Origin of the sequence: Aquimarina mycalae, assembly GCF_029906345.1 — a bacterium.
Taxonomy (GTDB): Bacteria; Bacteroidota; Bacteroidia; order Flavobacteriales; family Flavobacteriaceae; genus Aquimarina.
Window position 1 is genome coordinate 128,755 of sequence record NZ_JARYGY010000003.1, and the last position, 18,202, is coordinate 146,956.

Below are 18,202 nucleotides of genomic sequence, written 5' to 3' on the forward strand. Positions count from 1 at the left end.
TACTTTACAAACACCTAAAAATGATTTTCATTGCAATCCGAATATTGAACACAATTATTAAGATAAAATAAAAAAGATGTAGTTAAAACAGGTATTCAGGTCAATACCAGGCAACATTTTGACAACATTCAGAAATTAAAGTCGTGATATACTTAATCATGTATTTAGATGTAAGAAACATATGATCTTCTACTAGTTTCTTATGTATTTCTCGATAATTATCCTGCTATAATATGTTGATCAAGTCTTAATTTTTGTCCATCAAACTTAAAAATCCATACTGATTGGTATTCATCTTCAGAATAATAATTACTGCCAAACTTAAATGGATCAGTCATAATTTCAGAATGTTTAATATCTCCTGCACTTATAATAACCTCATTACCGTTAATATGTAATTCTGCTTTACGAACTAAGAATCCATTATCTGTAGAGACTTTATATATAGCTTTATCTTTATACCAATTGACATCTTTCAGATCTATTTTAGAAAAAATAGCATGCAATTCCTTCATAGCTCCTATGGTAGTTACTCCATCCGATAATGCACCATCCAAAAAAAGATTGATTGTAATAGTATCTTTTTGCTTTAACACTCGCTTTAGTTCACCTAACTCATTAAACAATCTTTGTCGTTTTTTCTTAATTCGTCCCTCACCATTTTTGAAAAGAGTAATATTTGCGTTTTCTATAGAGTTCAGAGTGACTTTTGCAGGATTATTATGATCTGGTTGATACCATAAATATTCCTGAAAATACTCTAATAAACGTGCATCTTTAAAAACATATTGATGTCTTGCAAAAATTTCATTTCGTAACAGTTGTAAATCATACAGTGTGTTTTTTGCTATATCAGCTGGAGCATACGTAATCGTATCACACTCTGAACAATCTTTCAATTGAGCTTGTAAACTAATGGTAAATAGTATTAGGAATAAGAGTATAGTATGTCTCATAAAAATAAGATTAACTTGGTTGATAATACAAATATAAGGTTTGTAATTCATCACTTGCTTAGATTATTATGATCTATACTCTTGCCAATTCTAATTTAGTATTAATAGCAAAACTCCTCTTATTTGGGATAGGAGGAGTTTTAGTAGGTTAGTTACCATTGATAAAAATGATAGTGCAAAAAAAGTCTATTGTTGAGTTTGTGTGTGTGTTATTATCGTATTTCTAAAAAAACAATTGAATATTCTCAAAGTATGAATGTCTATTAAAAAAGACATTCAATACTCTGAAAAAATAATTAGCTGGTTAACTTATAATTAGAAATTACTTATTTTAGGATGGTATAGAAACAACTGGTTCTCGTTGTTTTAATTCTTTTTTGGTTAAATCTCGGGTTAACCAACCACCTTTGCCTGCTGTGGCAATTGCATACGGTGTAATCCAAAATAAGGTAAATGCATAAAATACGCTATATGGATATGCCCAAAGAGATTCAACAAAACTATGTTTCTTAGCATAGAAGAAAGCTTGTATACTTGAAAAAATTAAGATACTAACTAATGTAGAACTGAAGAATAATATTGGATAGGTTACAATGAAAAATAACATTAATAACATTCCTGGATAGGCCATTATCATTTTCAGCCATTGGTTAGCTAATAAAATTCTAGTACCTATTTTTGATCCATCTCTGAAATTACTAAAAGCAAATTTAGTCATCGCAATATTTTCGCGAATATTACTTCGTTCCCAACGAATAAACATCTTATATAGATTTTTAAAACGTTCTGGAGTATTGGTATACACATATGCCTTGCGTTGAAATAGCACGTTATATCCTTGTTTAAGAATCATATTTGTCATCGCACGATCTTCTCCAATTTTAGAAACTTGTCCCATAAAAGTTTGTGTGATCCAAGCTGCTCTACAATTCATAACAGCTTCTCTTCGATATGCAGATAATGCGCCTGGAGTACACAGCACAGAGCCTATTGCACTTTGCGCAGAACGAATGAATTCAAAACTAAAAGCAAAACTTACATTAAGCATTCTTGGAATGAAGGCTTTATCTCTATTAAGAACCCGCACATTACCAGCTACTGCTCCACATTTTTCATTAGTAACAAAAGGTGAAGCCATTACACGTAAAGTATCTTTCTTTACAATAGAATCACTATCCACCGTAATAAACACATCTCCAATACCCAGATTAAACCCTCTATATAAAGCATGTCTTTTTCCTCTATTCTCTGGTTGTTGGTAAATAGAAACACGATTACCTAATTCTCTTTGAGCTTTTTTCATCCAATTCCATGTATCATCCTGGCTACCATCATCAATCGATATAATTTGTAACTTTTCTATTGGATAATCACTTCTCACAAGACTTTGTAGTGTCTTGTATACCAATTCGCCTTCGTTATAAGCGGGTACAATAACCGTACATAAGGGTAACTCCTCATCAGAAACTACATCAATAACTTTATAACGGAGATATAGAAACAAAATATATACTAATAAACTAACTTTAATTAGTAGCAATGAGATACCAGCTACCATAATAGTTACTCCCCAAACAGTATTCATTCTTTCTATATAAATCTGTTCAAAATAGGGTTGTAAAAAATAGAATAATGAAACTGCGCTAAAAAGCAAAAGAAATGTTCCTAGTAAAATTAAAAAAGATGATGCTTTAATAAATCGATTCTTAAAGCGGTTATAAACTGAATCAACACTGATTGGTGTTTCTGTTAAATCAAAGGATTTTGATATTGCCATTAGGTTTTTTTATTTTCCACTCTGGCAAACCAAAATTAATACCATTATCAAATACCACTGAAAAACAACTGTTTATAAATATTAAGACAAAAAAGAAGTGTGTACATTTTCTACAACTGTGTATTTTTGACACAGTATTTTAAAGGTTTTCTACTATTCTTTGACATAATTCTAATTAGTACTGTTTGTATAAAGTAATACTAAAAAGGTTTTAGTTATTTTTGTTTGAACATTATATGTTTAATATAAATGCATCATAGTATTTGCTTAGATGAAACGTAGCTTCAAAAAATATATACACCTGCTTTGGCAGTCTGTACTCTTTTGGTCACTAGCCATGGGATTTTTTTCAATCATTAGATATTATGGAATTGATGAAGAGGAAGGTTTTACAGTTATCGAAGATTTTTCTGGACATCAGGGTACTTTAAAGGCTTTAATAGGTTTTACTAGTATTGGAGCGTTAATTGGTATTGTATATGCCAGTATTGATATTCTTTTCGATAAATACACTTCTAATAAGATTTCGCTAGCATACAACCTGATCGTTAGAACATTATTGTATTTCATCACTACTGTTCTAATCTTTACGTTAATCATGGATTTGTTTTCTGAAATTTATAATATTAACCTAAATACAGATCGAGGATGGTGGAAAAAAAACAAATCTTTTTGGGCTACGATATTATATATTGTTATGGTATCTTTTGTGTTTTCTTTTATAAAAATAGCAACCGAAAAGTTTGGAAAAGGTGTTTTTATTAAAATGTTACTTGGGAAATATAAAAAGCCACAAGAGGAAAAACGAATTTTTATGTTTTTGGATCTCAAGGATTCTACAGCTATTGCAGAAAAACTGGGTCATTTTAAATACAGTCAGTTCATACAAGATTGCTTTTATGATCTCAATACTGTAGTTCCTAAGCACGAAGCAGAAATTTATCAATATGTGGGAGATGAAGCGGTATTAAGTTGGCCTTACAAAAAAGGATTAGCTAATAATAATTGTGTAACATTATTTTTTGCTTTTCAACACAAAAAACAGAGTAAGGCAACGTATTATCAAGAAAAATATGGGATTATCCCTGAATTTAAAGCAGGATTGCACGGTGGCAAACTTATGGTCACAGAAGTTGGTGTGATTAAAAAAGAGATCGCATACCACGGTGATGTGATTAATACATCTGCAAGGATTCAGGCGGAATGCAATAATCGTAAAGTAAAACTTCTTATTTCTGAAGAGTTATTACAAGATCTTAAAATAAGTGATCATTTATCTTCTACTTTTTTGGGCAGTGTTTTATTAAAAGGGAAACAAGAGGAAGTAAATATTCATACCATAGCAAAAGTGTAAACAGATTCATCCGTAAACACTAAAAGTATTAATCAATAATATCTGATCGTATTAATCCAGTTCTCTACCATTGTATCAGATAACAGTTTACCGATAACTCTGTATTTTGAATATTTTAGCGGGTTTTCGGAATCTAAAACTTCAGACATTACACCTATTTCTGGTTTGTAATAACTTGCATGAATAAATCGTACCTTTTTATTTTTGACCACTATAAAGCCCGTATGATCATCTAATCCTACTAAATACAATCCATTACCATGCTCTAAAAGAAAATTTTCGATCACAATAACTGGTTTGTTCGTGAAACGTGTTACTTGATCCACTGCTAATTTTTTAATAAATACTTCTGAAGCCGATTGTGCCCATTTAAAACGAGGAATAGCAAACCCTAAATCTTCTAAGGTAGTCGTCACAAAATAGCCGCAAGCAATCTTACCTTTTCTAGGTATCGTAGTATGCCCATTAAAATCCCAGGGAGTTTCATACCAATACTCAAAAATATCATCAACTAGTGTCTTGAAAAGATATTTTCTGGTTTCCTTAAGTATTGAATCTTTAGCTTCACTATTTGCAATAGTGTATGAGGTTTTAATTCTATTTCTTTCAGCAAGTATTTCTTGTAAAGTTACCGTATACTCCTTGTTTTGAGCATAATTTTGAGTTAACATTAAAACACTAAGAAATAGTAAAATTCTTTTCATAAACAATGTTCAATGAAACATTATATTTTTAGTAATCATAGAATGTTATCAACTGGCTTTGGATTTTGAGGCATTATTCATTGCTCTCGCCCAGTCAATTGCATCAGATAAATTTTCAAAACCTTTGATTTTATTTTTCATAAAAAGTTTTTCTATCAAAACATTCAATAAACCTCTTGGAGTATAACTAATGATTCCATACGCTTTCATTTTATAATCACTTTTATAAAACTTTAACCAATCACTTGGTTTTACTGCATATGAGTGTACTCTATTTGTAATATAAATCACATTTTCTCCATTATGATCATATAGATTAGTAAGATCTTCTACTAAAAATTTAGCATGATCATCCCACGTAAAAACAATGTCTTCATTGATTTCACCGACTACAAACCCTTCAAACAAATAAAAATTACCAAAAGAGTAATTCAGCTCTTGTATTGCTTCTTGATAAAAAGGGGAATTCTTAACATACTGCATGCGGCAAAAGTATTATAATTCAAATTGTAAATAAACATTTATTGTACTAAATATCTACAATTAATCGATAAATTCATCATAGTATCGATTAATTACTTGAATTGATTATTCCTATGATAAAATACGAAAAAAACCGCTCTTATTAAGAGCGGTTGTATTTTCATCAAAAATAAAAGAATTAGTTTTTAATCAGTTTCATCGTTTTTGTACTACCATCAGCAGTAATAATTTTCACAAAATAAATGCCTTTATAACCATCTAGCTCAAAAGAAAATTGATCCGTTTTATCTTGATGATCAGCATAAATTACTTCTCCCATCATATTACGAATTACAATACCTACATTGGTATATATATCATTCAATTTTACCGAAACTGCTCCTTGAGATGGGTTTGGATACACGCTAAAATCAATAGTTTTTATGGTTTTTGGTAATACTTCTCTTTGATCAGTTCCTTTACCATCAAAATTACCGATCATGAATTCTTCTCCACCTGTAGGTTGAAATTCTTCGTCAGTTTGGATTATATTATAATTTAAATATGTCCCTCTTTTCATTTCTACCTCTGGCTTTACCAATAACTGTAAACTAAATGTTTCATAAGGCTCTGCTCTAAGCTGATATATCTGTGCCTTGGGCTCATATACTCTATATACATTCCTGTCGACTCGTTTGATACCTTCCATCTTGGCTTCTGCCATAATCTCATTAAGCTTTTCATCTGGGATAATATAGAATGCTCCTAGTTTTTCAAAAGGAATTCCAGTTTTGTTTTCTGTCACTACCAATGAAAGATTAATAGTTCTGGATCTCTTATCTACATTTCTAATAAAAACGTATGGAGGTGAATTATTAAATGCATTAACATCGTAAACACTAATATTTTTCCAAGCAATATTATTATTGTTTTTAGTATTATTCCAAACAGATGTCCCTTCTATTCCGATAGGATCTGTAGCAGATTCAATACGAGCTAACAAACAAAAATGATGAATATCATTAGTAAAATCGGCTGGATTAGGTGGATACCAAGGAATTTTCACTATAACTTCATTATCTGGCGAGGTAGGAATAGGTACATCTCCAATAAAATCTCCATGCAGAATATTATTAGGCCCAACCATTTGGTAGTAATTATTCCAATGAATTGGCCAAGATAAACCAGTAGAAGCTTTACTAAAATATAATTTTAATGTTCCATCATCAAGATTTGAACAATCTTTTCTATTTATTCGTACATAAATCCAATTGGGACTTAGTAATTTATATTCAGGGTTTTGATGGGTTAAAACTCCATCATCATTGTTACGTACCCATATATCTGGGCTTGTATACATGGTTCCAGAAGATGGTTCTGTTCCATCATCAGCCAATGTATCTCTTATGTAAATGTCTGCCGTATTTACAGCTATTAATGCCTGATTAGCATTAAGTCTTCCATACCCTAACTCCTGTGAATGTCCAGGTTGTGTAGCATCCCAATTATAATTATAACCTCCTACTTTGTCTGCTGTACATTTTAAAATATCCTCTATTTCCTGATTACTCAGCGAAGGGTTTACAGAAAGCATTAAAGCTGCCGTTGCAGAAACTGCTGGCGCTGCAAAAGAAGTACCATCACTATTCGCGTAGGTATTTCCTATTTGAGTACTTCTTATACCAACACCAGGAGCAGCCAGATCCAAATTACTACCAAATTGAGAAAAACCAGCTTTAGCATCTGCTGCCGTTGTAGCTCCTACAGAAAATACATTGACATTAGATGCTGGATAAGAAATGGATCCTGCTCCAGAATTACCAGCTGCACTTACAATAAAAACACCATTATTATATGCGTTTTGTAAGGCTGTATTTATTGCTACGCTACTTCCTACACTTAAACTAAACTGAATAACATCAGCACCATTATCCATAGCATAGATAATAGCATCGTCGATAATTGCACCATTAGGAGCGTTATCTCCTACTCCTTCGAGCATCATTCTACAACCTACCGCATTATTACCACCAGCAATTCCAGATATACCAGTATTATTATTTGTTTTGGCACCTACAATTCCAGCCACATGGGTTCCATGCCAAAAAGGACCTCTGGAATCATTATCTCCATTATGAAAGTCCCAACCTTTCCAATCATCTATAAAACCATTTCCGTCATCATCGATTCCGTTTCCTGTAGTTGGATCATTGGGATTGGCCCAAGCATCTTCTCCTGGATTAAGATATACGTTCTGATATCCATCTGTTCCTAAACCAATATCTTCATGAGTCCAATCAGTACCACTATCAAGTATTGCCACAATCACATTACTATTACCAGTACTGATATCCCAAGCATCTTCTGCATCAATATCCGCATCACTAACTTGTTCTAATCCCCATTGAATACCAAATTGAGGATCATTTGGCGTAAGGATGTACGTTCCCATTGTATTGGTAAAGATTTGTTCCGCATCTACTTCCTTAGTCATTCGCTCATAAGATGAAAGGATTTTACTTTTGGTGGTAATCTTAAAATCATAAAAACCTAATCGATTACTTCTCATAAGTTTCATTCCGTATTGGTATTCCAGTTTACGAATTTCCTCTTTACTTGGTGGTTTGTTAAATTGAATAGTAATCTCATCGCTGAGTGTAAACTTTTGTCCAGTTTGTTGGTCAATCATTTTCCAACCATCTTTATCTTCTAAAAATTGTTGTTGGTTAATGGTCTTTGTTTTTTGAGACCACATTACAGTAGTGAATAATAGCATTACACACCACATCATAGTTGTTGTTGATTTCATTTGTATAATATTTAAAAGTTGATGGATTAAACCTACATCAAAGAATGACAGCCATCAATAGGGGTTATACCCATTTTAAACAGGGATTTATCCCTTAATTCATAAGGTAAACCTGTAAGATTCTAAGCATTAAATAATATCAAGAACTTTTACTAACTATATCATGAGTATATACTAAAACACCCTGAATACAGGGTGTTTTTTTCACTGAAAAAGGTGTTGGGTATAGCTATGAGCTAATGCATCTTTGTACTGTTTAATAATCAAAACCAATCACTTTAATTAACACTTATAAAAACCATGAAAAAAACAATTCTAAATTTCGTATTAATAATCGCTGTTCTATTTTCAGCTTCTTGCAAAAACGAAACTAAATCAGAAACGTCTGAGAATTCAAACAACACTGAGGAAGTTGCAAAAACTGAAGAGAAAAGTAATGATGATACATCTAAAACCACAGCATCTGAAGGTGTGCCTAGTTTTAGTGACCAAAAAGTACAAGATTATGTAAACTCATATGAAGCTTATATAGAAGAATATAAGAAAGTTGTAGAAAGTAAAGACATGACGGCTTTTGCGTCTTTAGGTCAAAAAGGGCAAGAACTAGGTACTAAAGCACAGGAAGTAATGGGGAACCTTTCTGGTGATGATGTAAAAAAACTAAATGATTATATGATGGCTAAGTCAGCAGAATTACAAGAGCTGTCTAAAAAGTTAATGCAATAATTATTTAGAACTAATTAAGTTTAGTTATCATTAATTGATGGGGGTTATTTAGAAAACCTCATTTGTTTACACAAATGAGGTTTTTGTATTATTTATGATATGTAATCTAATTAAAAAAGTTTACGATACTGCTGAGCACAACCTTCTATGCATAGAAAATACAAGAACAAGCTCCCTTCTTTAATCTCATAATTAATTGTTACAGGATTTTCACAGCTGACATTTATTTCATTTTCATCTACATCATAATTTTCTGTACTATTTCCTTCTGATGGAATAGTTAAAGCGCATAGATCACCATTAGATACTTTAAGAACTCCGTCTGCAAGAAATTCTAACTCCATATCGCTATTTATTGGTTGAAATGTTCCACTACCATCTCCTGGATCAACTAGTTGCGCTACCAACCTCCATTTCCCCAGTAAATCGGGATTCACAACATCATCATTGTTGCAAGAGAAAACACATAAAAGGAATACCGAAAATAAAAGCACGTATTTTTTCATAAGTAAAGTGTATACTTGATAGATACCAATTTTCAAATATGGTTGCTTTACAATACAAATATTAACAATGAACTGGGATCATTCTTTTCTATCTATCTTTTACTCTGTATACAAATTTTAATCCGCTCCAGTCTTCATCAATAGCAGCAACCTTTACATCCACTAGTCCTATTTTGATTAGACATTCCCTAACAGGTTCTCTTTTCAAATCTGTTGATATTTTAGAACTTCCCTTTGGCCAACTTACCCATAACATACCTGCCTTCTTTAATGCTAGTTTATATTTCGATGCTGTATTTTGTAACTCTTCATAGGTGGTACAAAAAATATGAATAAAATCAGCTTGTTCTGATTCGATAGAATTCAATTCCACAATCTTCGGTAAATCAGCAAAAAGATCTAAATAATAATCAGGTCGATTATAAAAAAGACATTTAAACTCTTTTTTTATTCCTAATTTTTTGGCTAGTGGTGTTCCAGAATATCCTGCTGGCATCTTGTAGTTTATTAATAGTGTTATTGTATAAAGTTATTAAAAAACATCAAAAATCTAATAGTATATTATCATATCAATAATTATAACCTCTTGGATTCTAAAAAAGTTGATAATTTATCATACAAAAGCATTGTTTGTCAACACAAAGTTTTTTACTTTCGGCATCAATTTGATACTTAATTTTACAAATTCATCTCATTATGAAAAACACTGCATTAACAGAGACTCATACTGCTTTAGGAGCTAAAATCGTTCCGTTTGCTGGATATAATATGCCTGTATCCTATGAAGGAGTAAATATAGAACACGAAACGGTTCGTAACGGAGTCGGAGTTTTTGATGTTTCACATATGGGCGAGTTCTTGATTACGGGTCCAAATGCTTTGGATTTAATTCAAAAAGTGACTTCTAACGATGCTTCTAAACTTGTAGATGGTAAAGCACAATATAGTTGTTTACCTAACGACAAAGGTGGTGTTGTAGACGACCTGATTGTGTACAAAATTAAAGATGAAAAATATCTATTAGTGGTAAATGCTTCTAACATACAAAAAGACTGGGATTGGATTAGTAGTCATAATACTATGAATGCAGAAATGCGTGATCTTTCTGAAGATTATTCTTTATTAGCAATTCAAGGTCCTAAAGCTGCTGAAGCTATGCAATCTCTTACCTCTGTGGATTTAGAAGCGATGAAATTCTATACATTCGAGGTTTCGGATTTTGCTGGAATTGAACATGTAATTATCTCTGCAACTGGTTATACTGGAAGTGGTGGTTTCGAAATTTATTGTAAAAACTCTGAAGTTCAACAAGTTTGGGATCGTGTATTAGAAGCTGGTAATGATTATGGTATAAAGCCAATTGGTTTAGCTGCCAGAGATACTTTGCGATTAGAAATGGGATATTGTTTATACGGTAATGATATCAATGATGAAACCTCTCCTATTGAAGCTGGTTTGGGATGGATCACCAAATTCTCTAAAGATTTTGTAAATGCAGAAGCTTTAGCAAAAGAAAAAGAACGTGGAGCAACACGTAAACTCGTAGGTTTCGAACTTGATGAAAGAGGAATTCCTCGTCAGGGTTATGATATAGTTGATGGAAATGGTAATACGATCGGAATCGTAACCTCTGGTACCATGTCGCCATCTTTAGGAAAAGGAATTGGATTAGGGTACGTACCTACTGTTTTTGCTACACCAGGAAGTAAAATCAATATCCAAGTACGTAAAAAAGCTATTCCTGCGACTGTGGTAAAATTACCTTTTTATAAAGGATAGTTATATTTTATAACAATAATAAAGCTTAAGTTAAGTTTCAGGATTACGTAATTTTGTAATCTTCGAAACTTAATTTTTTTAGAGCAATATAATAGTGAAAAAAATTCTGATCATTGGCGCTAGTGGTTTTATAGGAAACGCTCTTTATAAAGAGCTAAATTCCTATTTTGATACCTATGGAACATATCATAGCGATAACGTTTTTTACGAGAAAAATCAGAAATTTTTTCAATATGATATGGAGTTAGAGGATATCTCTATATTATTAGATAACCTGAAGCCCACAATTATTGTTTCTGCTGTAAGAGGTAATTTTAATGCCCAATTAGATGCACATCAACGAATTATACAATGGATTCAAAAACATCGTTGTAAACTTATATTTTTATCTAGTGCCAACGTTTTTGATACATTTAGTAACTACCCTTCTTACGAATATGACAAAACATTAAGTCATAGTGTTTTTGGAAGATTAAAAATTAAGATTGAAAACGCATTAATGCGTTTACCTACTCATAAATATGTGATCGCCAGAGTGCCAATGATATTTGGATCAAGCACTCCTAGAGTCCAAGAATTAAAAACTTTGTGTGATTTAAAGGCTCCCATAGAAGTTTTTCCTAATGTAATCATTAATGCTACATCTATTTCTAAACTAACACAACAGCTGCATTATATTATAAATCGAAGCAAAAAAGGAGTCTTTCATTTGGGTAGTACAGATTTGATATACCATCTCGATCTGATCACAGAAATATGTGATATGCTACAGTTAGAAGATCCAACTTTTAAGCAGGTTTTTGATTCTAATAACGATCGATACCTAGCTGTATTACCTAAAGACAACCTTTTACCAAAGAACCTACAGATTACTACAAAACAAGTGATTGATTCTGTTGTAATTAAATGATTCTTAATGAAATTATAATTACCTATTAAGAAATCATATTTCGTGCTTATCTTTGTACTATGAATATTGAAGGTAAAAAAATTGTGTTATTCGATGGTGTCTGTAACCTATGTAACGGAGCAGTTAATTTTATCATAAGACATGATAAAAATGATGTATTCAGGTATGCATCTTTACAAAGTGATATCGGTCGCACATTAGCAGAAGAATTTAATATAGATACTTCTAAGTTAGATACAATACTCCTTATTGAACCTAAGAAAAATTACTATCATAAATCAACAGCTGCCTTGCATATTGCAAGGCAGCTGTCTGGTGGCTATCCCTTAATTTTTGTTTTCCTTATTCTTCCTAAATTCTTAAGAGATTCAGTGTATGATTTTATTGCCAAAAACAGATATAAATGGTTCGGCAAAAGAGAAAGTTGTGTTATCCCCACACCAAAACTTAAAGCTCTTTTTATCGACCAAATAGGTTAAGAAGTAATATTTAACTCTGGTTCTTCAACCACAATAACCTCTTTATCTATATCTTCTAACTTATCCATATTATCAATATGTACAAATCCTAAACAGAATATTGTAAAACATATTAACATTACTGGTAATAAAAATTGCTTCATTTATTTTATTTTGGGATTAAAATAACTTGGGAGCAAAAAAAGACCATTCTTTAATTACGGTTTAAAAGTAATATATGTAAAGCCTTTAACTTGATACAAATTTAGAATTCGTAAGTAATGAATTAGAATTCGTTAAATTGATATACAACAACAAATAAAAATGTACTGATAGTTATTTAAATATCGTGTATTCATAGATAATCTACCTACTTAATATGCAAAAACTGCCTTACCATATTTTGGTAAGACAGTTTTTACGATTTCCGATACTTTTATGTTTTCCCTATTATTTTTTTAAGTCAGGAGTGTTTACCTCCTTTTGTGTATTTGTCTCTAATGAATCCTTATCAGCTGTTCATTTAGCATTTAATTTATCGATTGCTGTAATTTCAGTATCTGAACTACCATCTGTTTGATGTTTCTCTCTTAATTGATGATATTCTTCATCTAGCTTATTTACATTATCTATATGCACTATACTAAGGCATATTACTGCAAATGATATTAAAGCTATGGGTAGAAAAAGCCGTTTCATAATGAGTTATTTAAGGTTTATTAATAAGTGTGGTTCAAAAGTATATTTATCTTTCACACAAAATAAGGGGACTTTAGCTAGAAATCATATAGGGGTTTTCCCCCATATTTACGTAGTAAAACCTAATAAACCTCAACAAAACAACAAGTTACACTTATTTCCTTACACTAAATCCATTAGAAATATAATGTATTATTAATAGTATTTTTAGAATCGTTACTCTAATAGAATTCAATAATTATCGTTCAAAACGAAATGTAAAACCATCTGTAAATGTTTCTTGAACTGTAAACGCAGCTTGTTCTAAATTTAAACGACCATAGTCCACTTCATTTACAATAAGTAGATCTGCATCGGCTGGAGCTGAAACACTATATGTATATGTTCCAGATTCTAGTATCGTATTAAAAGAAGAATCAGTAATATCATTCATGATAGTTACCATACCTGTTGTTGTGTTAAAATCCCAAACTATTACTCCTTTAGCAATATCTTCATCTAAACCAGTAAATCCACCTGAAACATTAACAAGATTCCATTGTCCTTGAAGAGTTGGTTCTGAATTATCATCATCATTACTACAACTGAAAAGTAATACCGAAAACAAAATAAGATAAAAGCGTTTCATAAATTTTTATGTATTAGTTAATTTATTTAATAGATGAAGCTCTTCTATATTGGTTGCGTATAAGTACGAGGTATTACTGAATTTATCGCTCAAATTGAACCTGAAACCCATCCCTAAATTGTTGACTAACGGTAAAACTACTGGATGTAATAGTAAAAGTTCCAAGGTTAATCTCATTAACAACAAGTTCATCTGTATCAGCTGGCGCCACTATTGAATATGAATACGTACCAGTAGGAAAACCATCATACACACCAGTAATTGTACTATTATTAGTTACAACAACGGTATTATTAGATTCGTTAAAATTCCAAACAATGGTTTCTCTTTCAAAATCCTGATTTATTCCTGCAAATCCACCAGTAACATTTACCAGATTCCAGGTTCCTTCTAACATAGTAGATCTATTGTTGTTGTTATCATCATTACTACAACTACATAAAATAATCGAAAGAAATAAAATGCATAAATATCTCATTGGTAATACATATAAGGTTAATAAACATATTACTGTAGATGAGTAGCTTTAGCGTGCGTTGCGCACAAAAAAGTTAATTATATAATAATAAATATTAATAATATCTAAATATAATATAGAACATTAGGTAATAGTATTGGCTATTCTTTCTATTTCATCCAACAATGCACTAAAATCTTCTTCTTTAGTCAATGGGTTCATAATAGATGTTCTCAGGTATCGGCTCTCTCCTATCATCGTTTGTACGATATAAAATTTTCCAGACAGGATAAGCTCATCACGTATTTTAGAATTAAAAGAATTTATTTCTTCTGAAGGTACATTTGTATATCTAAAGTTCACAATATTCGCCGCAGGATCAATCAACAATTCAAATCCATCTCTATCTTTTATAATAGATGCAAATGCTTTCCCTAAATCATACAATCGATCTATATTTTTCTCAAAAATATCCTCTCCATACATTCTAAGGTTGGTATACACCTTAAGTGACATCATTAATTTAGTACATTCAAAAGTCCTTTTTCCTGAATTATACCATTCTCTAGATTGTTGAGAATCCCAAAGGTATTGTGCTTTTTGCTCAAAGGTTTTATAAGAAACTTCATTGTTTTTAAAGATTAAAGCAGTGTTTAAAGCAGGTGTTAGTAACATTTTATGAAAATCAATAACTACAGAATCTGCCTCTTCAATACCCTTTGCTAAGTGCTTATATTTTTCAGAAAAAACAACTCCTCCGCCATGTGCGCCATCGATATGGAACCACAAATTATTATCTCTAGCAAACGTTCCTAATGCTTCTAAATCATCATAGGATCCAGTAGCTGTTGAAGAAGCGCAGCCAACAATCGCAATGACCACAAGTCCTTTGCTTTTTGCTTTTTCCAGATACTCATCTAATAATGATGTTTCTAATTGGTATGATTTATTTGCAGGTACTTTAATGATTCCTTCTTTACCAAATCCTAGTATCCTTGCTGCTCTATCGATACAATAATGAGCTTCTTCAGATACTAATACTGCTAATTTTTCATCATGACCATCTTCCCATACCATACTCGGGGCTTTGGCTTTTCTTGCTGCGAGCAATGCGGTTAAATTTGCTAGTGTTCCACCAGAAGTTAAAAAACCTGTAGCATCTAATCCATATCCTATTTTTTTTGCAACAAAGTCGGTAACAGTTCTTTCTATTGCATTTGATGCCATACCCATTTCATAAACTCCAGTACCATTACTTAATAGATCTGTTACCAATCCAGAAAGACTAGCCACCATTGAAGGTACAGCTACCTGATGTCCCATATATCTGGGATGATGTACATGTATCGATCTCGCTAATACCTCTCTATAAACATCCATTATATCAGAATCCGAAGACATGTCTTTTTTCCAATATGATAACTCTTCTTCAGGATCACGGTATTGAAGAACAGGTAACTCTTTATTTGATTGTACCAGATCCAAATGATCGGATAACATATCTACTAATTGATGCCCTAATTTTCTAAAATCAGAAGGGGCATATATCTTTTCTAAAGCATTCTCTAATCGATCATCATTCTTCATCTCAACTATATTTTGTAGTTCCAATACATCAAAGTTACCAAGTTTAATTAATAATAAAAAATGCTTATTTTTGATATATTAATAACAAAATTTTATTAATGAATATTCAGCAATTAAAAAACGTACTTCTTCTTTCGGAGAAATTAAATTTTACGCGTGCCTCTGAAGAACTTAATATTGTACAACCGGCTCTAAGTAGACAGGTTAAACAAATCGAAGAGGAAATCGGTGCTGTTTTATTTCAAAGAAATAAGAGAAATGTAAAACTCACACGTGCTGGTGAATATTTTGTAAAAGAAGTAGATAAATTAGTTACACAAATAGAACGCATATCCAAACATACAGCTTACATACATGATGGACAAGTTGGCGAAATCAGAATTGGTTTTACACATTCTATCATGCAAACCATCTTACCCAAAATACTAAAAACTATAAATGAAAAGATGCCAGGATTAAAAACGATCTTAAAAGAAATGAATAATCATGATCAATACTGGGCATTACAACAAAGTGAATTAGATATTGGTTTTGCTACAAATCCATTAGTTCCTTCTAACTTAGAAAGTAAAGTTTTTCATATCGATAATTTTGTGGTTATACTACCAGAAAACCACCCAATAGACAAAAGCAATTATCAGGATTTTTCCATATTTGAAAAAGAAGAATTTATTTTTCCTTCCAGAACAGATGGACCTAATTACGTACAAATAGTAGAATCTATATGCACAGATGCTGGTTTTAAGCCAAAAGTGATTCACGAAACTGATTCCGCTAGTACTAGTTTTAGATTAGTAGAAGCTGGCATCGGTATATCACTAGAACCAATATCTTCACTGAGAGATCATGAATTTCCCATAAAAAGTATCGAACTAAAAGACATCAAACAAAAGGCGGAACTTACGATGATGTGGAATCAAGAACGAGAACAAGAATATCCAGTACTTTTTGAACTACTAAAAAACTGGGAAGTACATTGAGTATTCCAAAATAAAAGGCTTATCCTTCATAATGATCATCCCATTCTTTTACCTTAGGATCTCCTAATTTTCCAACAGATTTTGCTACAATCATAGATACTGTGGCATCTCCTGTTACATTTATAGTGGTACGTAACATATCTAATGGACGATCTACTGCAAAAATCAACGCCAGTCCAATTGGTAGTTTATCTGAAGGGAATCCGATAGCTTCTAAAACGATTACTAACATTACCATTCCTGCTCCTGGAACTGCAGCAGAACCAATCGAAGCTAATAATGCAGTTAAAACTATCGTAATTTGATTACTAAACGTAAGTCCTTCTGGCCATAATACTTGCATAATAAAAACTGATGCAACAGCCTGATATAAACTGGTACCATCCATATTGATGGTTGCTCCAACTGGTAATACAAAACTAGACACTTCTTTATCTACTCCAATATGTTCTTCTACTCTTTCCATAGTAACCGGTAATGTTGCAGCACTAGAACTTGTAGAAAATGCTAATAATTGTGCAGGACTAATCTGCTTTAAGAACCAAAAAGGAGATTTTTTAGTGATTACTGAAACCAAAATACAGTAAAACACAATCATTAATGCTAATCCAAATATTACTACACCAGCATAACGCAATAAAGCCAATAATATATCTGGATCATCAGAGGTCACTACTACATTAGCTAATAATGCAAATACAGCATATGGAGCAGTAAGCATAATCAAATCAACCATCTTCAGGACAACTTCATTTAAACTGTCAAAAAACTTTTTTAAAGGTTCTGATTGTTCTTCTTTTATCAACAACATACTGATACCTAAAAAAATTGCAAAGAATATTACCTGCAGCATCATTTTATTATCACTCATTGCTTTTATAGCATTCTGAGGGACCATATCTACAACAAACTGTAACGGTCCACTTTCTTTTTGCCTTCCTGCTTCAGCGATACGTTCTGATATTTTTGCACTTCCTGCATATTCTGCGGTTAATTTCTCTATAGTTTCTGGAGTAATACCATTTCCTGGTTTCATTACGTTTACTAATAATAATCCTATAGTAATGGCGATAACTGTAGTGATAATATATATGATGATCGTTCTTCCTCCAATTGTCTTAAATTTTGAAATATCTTTCAAATCAGAGATTCCCTTTATCAACGAGGCAAGAATTAAAGGAACTGCAATCAGTTTTAAAAGGTTAACAAAAATAGTTCCTAACGGAGCAATCCAATCTCCTGTAATTCCTTTTCCCCAAGAAAATTGGGTCATTAAAAATCCGAATAATATCCCAGCGATCATTCCGATCATTATCTGCCAATGCAATGCAAGTTTCTTCATGTGAATTATCTAATTTTTTGAATACAAAAAGTCGAAGATATAAATTAAAAACAAAAAAACGGCAACCT

General features: G+C 31.8%; 19 protein-coding genes. 6 read left to right on the forward strand and 13 right to left on the reverse strand.

All coding sequences use genetic code 11. The annotated features are described in order from the left end of the window. Positions 1-218: 218 nt before the first annotated feature. Both QBK95_RS08355 and QBK95_RS08360 read right to left on the reverse strand, forming a co-directional pair. Positions 219-956 carry a YARHG domain-containing protein gene (locus QBK95_RS08355; RefSeq protein ID WP_280932533.1) on the reverse strand — a complete coding sequence of 246 codons (738 nt, stop codon included), beginning with the start codon at positions 954-956 and terminating at the stop codon, positions 219-221. A 331-nt stretch (positions 957-1,287) separates the two neighbouring features. Beyond that, a complete protein-coding gene (locus QBK95_RS08360) occupies positions 1,288-2,733 on the reverse strand; it encodes a glycosyltransferase family 2 protein (RefSeq protein ID WP_280932535.1) in 1,446 nt (481 codons plus the stop codon). A 337-nt stretch (positions 2,734-3,070) separates the two neighbouring features. Between QBK95_RS08360 and QBK95_RS08365 the strand changes: the two genes are divergently transcribed. Next, a complete protein-coding gene (locus QBK95_RS08365; RefSeq protein ID WP_280932537.1) occupies positions 3,071-4,087 on the forward strand; it encodes an adenylate/guanylate cyclase domain-containing protein in 1,017 nt (338 codons plus the stop codon). 32 nt (positions 4,088-4,119) lie between these two features. Here QBK95_RS08365 and QBK95_RS08370 read toward each other — a convergent pair whose 3' ends face one another. The 3 genes from QBK95_RS08370 to QBK95_RS08380 form a co-directional block, all read right to left on the reverse strand. After that, complete coding sequence (locus QBK95_RS08370) at positions 4,120-4,791, reverse strand: hypothetical protein (RefSeq protein ID WP_280932539.1); 672 nt, start codon at positions 4,789-4,791, stop codon at positions 4,120-4,122. Positions 4,792-4,839: 48 nt separating this feature from the next. Next, on the reverse strand, positions 4,840-5,274 hold the full coding sequence (locus QBK95_RS08375) for a hypothetical protein (protein WP_280932541.1): 435 nt from the start codon (positions 5,272-5,274) through the stop codon (positions 4,840-4,842). A gap of 178 nt (positions 5,275-5,452) precedes the next feature. Beyond that, positions 5,453-8,062 carry a S8 family peptidase gene (locus QBK95_RS08380; RefSeq protein ID WP_280932543.1) on the reverse strand — a complete coding sequence of 870 codons (2,610 nt, stop codon included), beginning with the start codon at positions 8,060-8,062 and terminating at the stop codon, positions 5,453-5,455. A gap of 300 nt (positions 8,063-8,362) precedes the next feature. On the opposite strand from QBK95_RS08380, the gene QBK95_RS08385 reads away from it, so the two are divergent. After that, a complete protein-coding gene (locus QBK95_RS08385) occupies positions 8,363-8,788 on the forward strand; it encodes a hypothetical protein (protein ID WP_280932545.1) in 426 nt (141 codons plus the stop codon). Between the two features lie 110 nt (positions 8,789-8,898). Here the strand turns inward: QBK95_RS08385 and QBK95_RS08390 are convergent, their stop codons facing one another. Beyond that, a complete protein-coding gene (locus tag QBK95_RS08390; protein ID WP_280932547.1) occupies positions 8,899-9,294 on the reverse strand; it encodes a lipocalin-like domain-containing protein in 396 nt (131 codons plus the stop codon). An 88-nt stretch (positions 9,295-9,382) separates the two neighbouring features. Then, positions 9,383-9,790 (reverse strand): DUF3052 domain-containing protein, encoded by a 408-nt coding sequence (locus tag QBK95_RS08395; protein WP_280932549.1) that lies wholly within the window; start codon positions 9,788-9,790, stop codon positions 9,383-9,385. A 200-nt stretch (positions 9,791-9,990) separates the two neighbouring features. Here QBK95_RS08395 and gcvT point away from each other — a divergent pair, with 200 nt between their 5' ends. From gcvT to QBK95_RS08410, 3 genes are all read left to right on the forward strand, one after another. After that, positions 9,991-11,073, forward strand: coding sequence for a glycine cleavage system aminomethyltransferase GcvT (gene gcvT / locus QBK95_RS08400; RefSeq protein WP_280932551.1), 1,083 nt, complete (start codon positions 9,991-9,993; stop codon positions 11,071-11,073). 94 nt (positions 11,074-11,167) lie between these two features. Further along, positions 11,168-11,983 carry a sugar nucleotide-binding protein gene (locus tag QBK95_RS08405; protein ID WP_280932552.1) on the forward strand — a complete coding sequence of 272 codons (816 nt, stop codon included), beginning with the start codon at positions 11,168-11,170 and terminating at the stop codon, positions 11,981-11,983. Positions 11,984-12,042: 59 nt separating this feature from the next. Then, positions 12,043-12,462: a thiol-disulfide oxidoreductase DCC family protein gene (locus QBK95_RS08410; RefSeq protein ID WP_280932554.1), complete on the forward strand. Its 420-nt coding sequence runs from the start codon at positions 12,043-12,045 to the stop codon at positions 12,460-12,462. Here the strand turns inward: QBK95_RS08410 and QBK95_RS08415 are convergent. The 5 genes from QBK95_RS08415 to QBK95_RS08435 all read right to left on the reverse strand — a co-directional run bounded on the left by QBK95_RS08415 (position 12,459) and on the right by QBK95_RS08435 (position 15,812). Beyond that, on the reverse strand, positions 12,459-12,605 hold the full coding sequence (locus QBK95_RS08415; RefSeq protein WP_280932556.1) for a hypothetical protein: 147 nt from the start codon (positions 12,603-12,605) through the stop codon (positions 12,459-12,461). The two genes, QBK95_RS08410 and QBK95_RS08415, sit on opposite strands and share 4 nt — an antisense overlap. A 355-nt stretch (positions 12,606-12,960) precedes the next feature. Continuing rightward, complete coding sequence (locus tag QBK95_RS08420) at positions 12,961-13,140, reverse strand: hypothetical protein (RefSeq protein ID WP_280932558.1); 180 nt, start codon at positions 13,138-13,140, stop codon at positions 12,961-12,963. A 238-nt stretch (positions 13,141-13,378) separates the two neighbouring features. Further along, complete coding sequence (locus tag QBK95_RS08425; protein WP_280932560.1) at positions 13,379-13,768, reverse strand: hypothetical protein; 390 nt, start codon at positions 13,766-13,768, stop codon at positions 13,379-13,381. 82 nt (positions 13,769-13,850) lie between these two features. Beyond that, positions 13,851-14,246, reverse strand: coding sequence for a hypothetical protein (locus tag QBK95_RS08430; protein WP_280932562.1), 396 nt, complete (start codon positions 14,244-14,246; stop codon positions 13,851-13,853). Positions 14,247-14,369: 123 nt separating this feature from the next. Continuing rightward, positions 14,370-15,812 (reverse strand): pyridoxal phosphate-dependent decarboxylase family protein, encoded by a 1,443-nt coding sequence (locus QBK95_RS08435; RefSeq protein ID WP_280932565.1) that lies wholly within the window; start codon positions 15,810-15,812, stop codon positions 14,370-14,372. Between the two features lie 98 nt (positions 15,813-15,910). On the opposite strand from QBK95_RS08435, the gene QBK95_RS08440 reads away from it, so the two are divergent. Beyond that, a complete protein-coding gene (locus QBK95_RS08440; protein WP_280932567.1) occupies positions 15,911-16,792 on the forward strand; it encodes a LysR family transcriptional regulator in 882 nt (293 codons plus the stop codon). Between the two features lie 19 nt (positions 16,793-16,811). On the opposite strand, the gene QBK95_RS08445 is transcribed toward QBK95_RS08440, so the two are convergent. Then, entirely contained in the window at positions 16,812-18,134 is a 1,323-nt protein-coding gene (locus QBK95_RS08445; protein WP_280932569.1) for a dicarboxylate/amino acid:cation symporter, read from the reverse strand. Between the last annotated feature and the right edge of the window lie 68 nt (positions 18,135-18,202).

Bases quoted from the DNA above. Each gene is read 5' to 3' on its own strand.
- QBK95_RS08440 (WP_280932567.1), top strand. From the start codon at position 15,911: ATGAATATTCAGCAATTAAAAAACGTACTTCTTCTTTCGGAGAAATTA.
- QBK95_RS08365 (WP_280932537.1), top strand. From the start codon at position 3,071: ATGGGATTTTTTTCAATCATTAGATATTATGGAATTGATGAAGAGGAA.
- QBK95_RS08385 (WP_280932545.1), top strand. From the start codon at position 8,363: ATGAAAAAAACAATTCTAAATTTCGTATTAATAATCGCTGTTCTATTT.
- gcvT (WP_280932551.1), top strand. From the start codon at position 9,991: ATGAAAAACACTGCATTAACAGAGACTCATACTGCTTTAGGAGCTAAA.
- QBK95_RS08355 (WP_280932533.1), bottom strand. From the start codon at position 956: ATGAGACATACTATACTCTTATTCCTAATACTATTTACCATTAGTTTA.
- QBK95_RS08430 (WP_280932562.1), bottom strand. From the start codon at position 14,246: ATGAGATATTTATGCATTTTATTTCTTTCGATTATTTTATGTAGTTGT.
- QBK95_RS08415 (WP_280932556.1), bottom strand. From the start codon at position 12,605: ATGAAGCAATTTTTATTACCAGTAATGTTAATATGTTTTACAATATTC.
- QBK95_RS08360 (WP_280932535.1), bottom strand. From the start codon at position 2,733: ATGGCAATATCAAAATCCTTTGATTTAACAGAAACACCAATCAGTGTT.
- QBK95_RS08380 (WP_280932543.1), bottom strand. From the start codon at position 8,062: ATGAAATCAACAACAACTATGATGTGGTGTGTAATGCTATTATTCACT.
- QBK95_RS08370 (WP_280932539.1), bottom strand. From the start codon at position 4,791: ATGAAAAGAATTTTACTATTTCTTAGTGTTTTAATGTTAACTCAAAAT.
- QBK95_RS08410 (WP_280932554.1), top strand. From the start codon at position 12,043: ATGAATATTGAAGGTAAAAAAATTGTGTTATTCGATGGTGTCTGTAAC.
- QBK95_RS08375 (WP_280932541.1), bottom strand. From the start codon at position 5,274: ATGCAGTATGTTAAGAATTCCCCTTTTTATCAAGAAGCAATACAAGAG.
- QBK95_RS08425 (WP_280932560.1), bottom strand. From the start codon at position 13,768: ATGAAACGCTTTTATCTTATTTTGTTTTCGGTATTACTTTTCAGTTGT.
- QBK95_RS08420 (WP_280932558.1), bottom strand. From the start codon at position 13,140: ATGAAACGGCTTTTTCTACCCATAGCTTTAATATCATTTGCAGTAATA.
- QBK95_RS08390 (WP_280932547.1), bottom strand. From the start codon at position 9,294: ATGAAAAAATACGTGCTTTTATTTTCGGTATTCCTTTTATGTGTTTTC.
- QBK95_RS08395 (WP_280932549.1), bottom strand. From the start codon at position 9,790: ATGCCAGCAGGATATTCTGGAACACCACTAGCCAAAAAATTAGGAATA.
- QBK95_RS08445 (WP_280932569.1), bottom strand. From the start codon at position 18,134: ATGAAGAAACTTGCATTGCATTGGCAGATAATGATCGGAATGATCGCT.
- QBK95_RS08435 (WP_280932565.1), bottom strand. From the start codon at position 15,812: ATGAAGAATGATGATCGATTAGAGAATGCTTTAGAAAAGATATATGCC.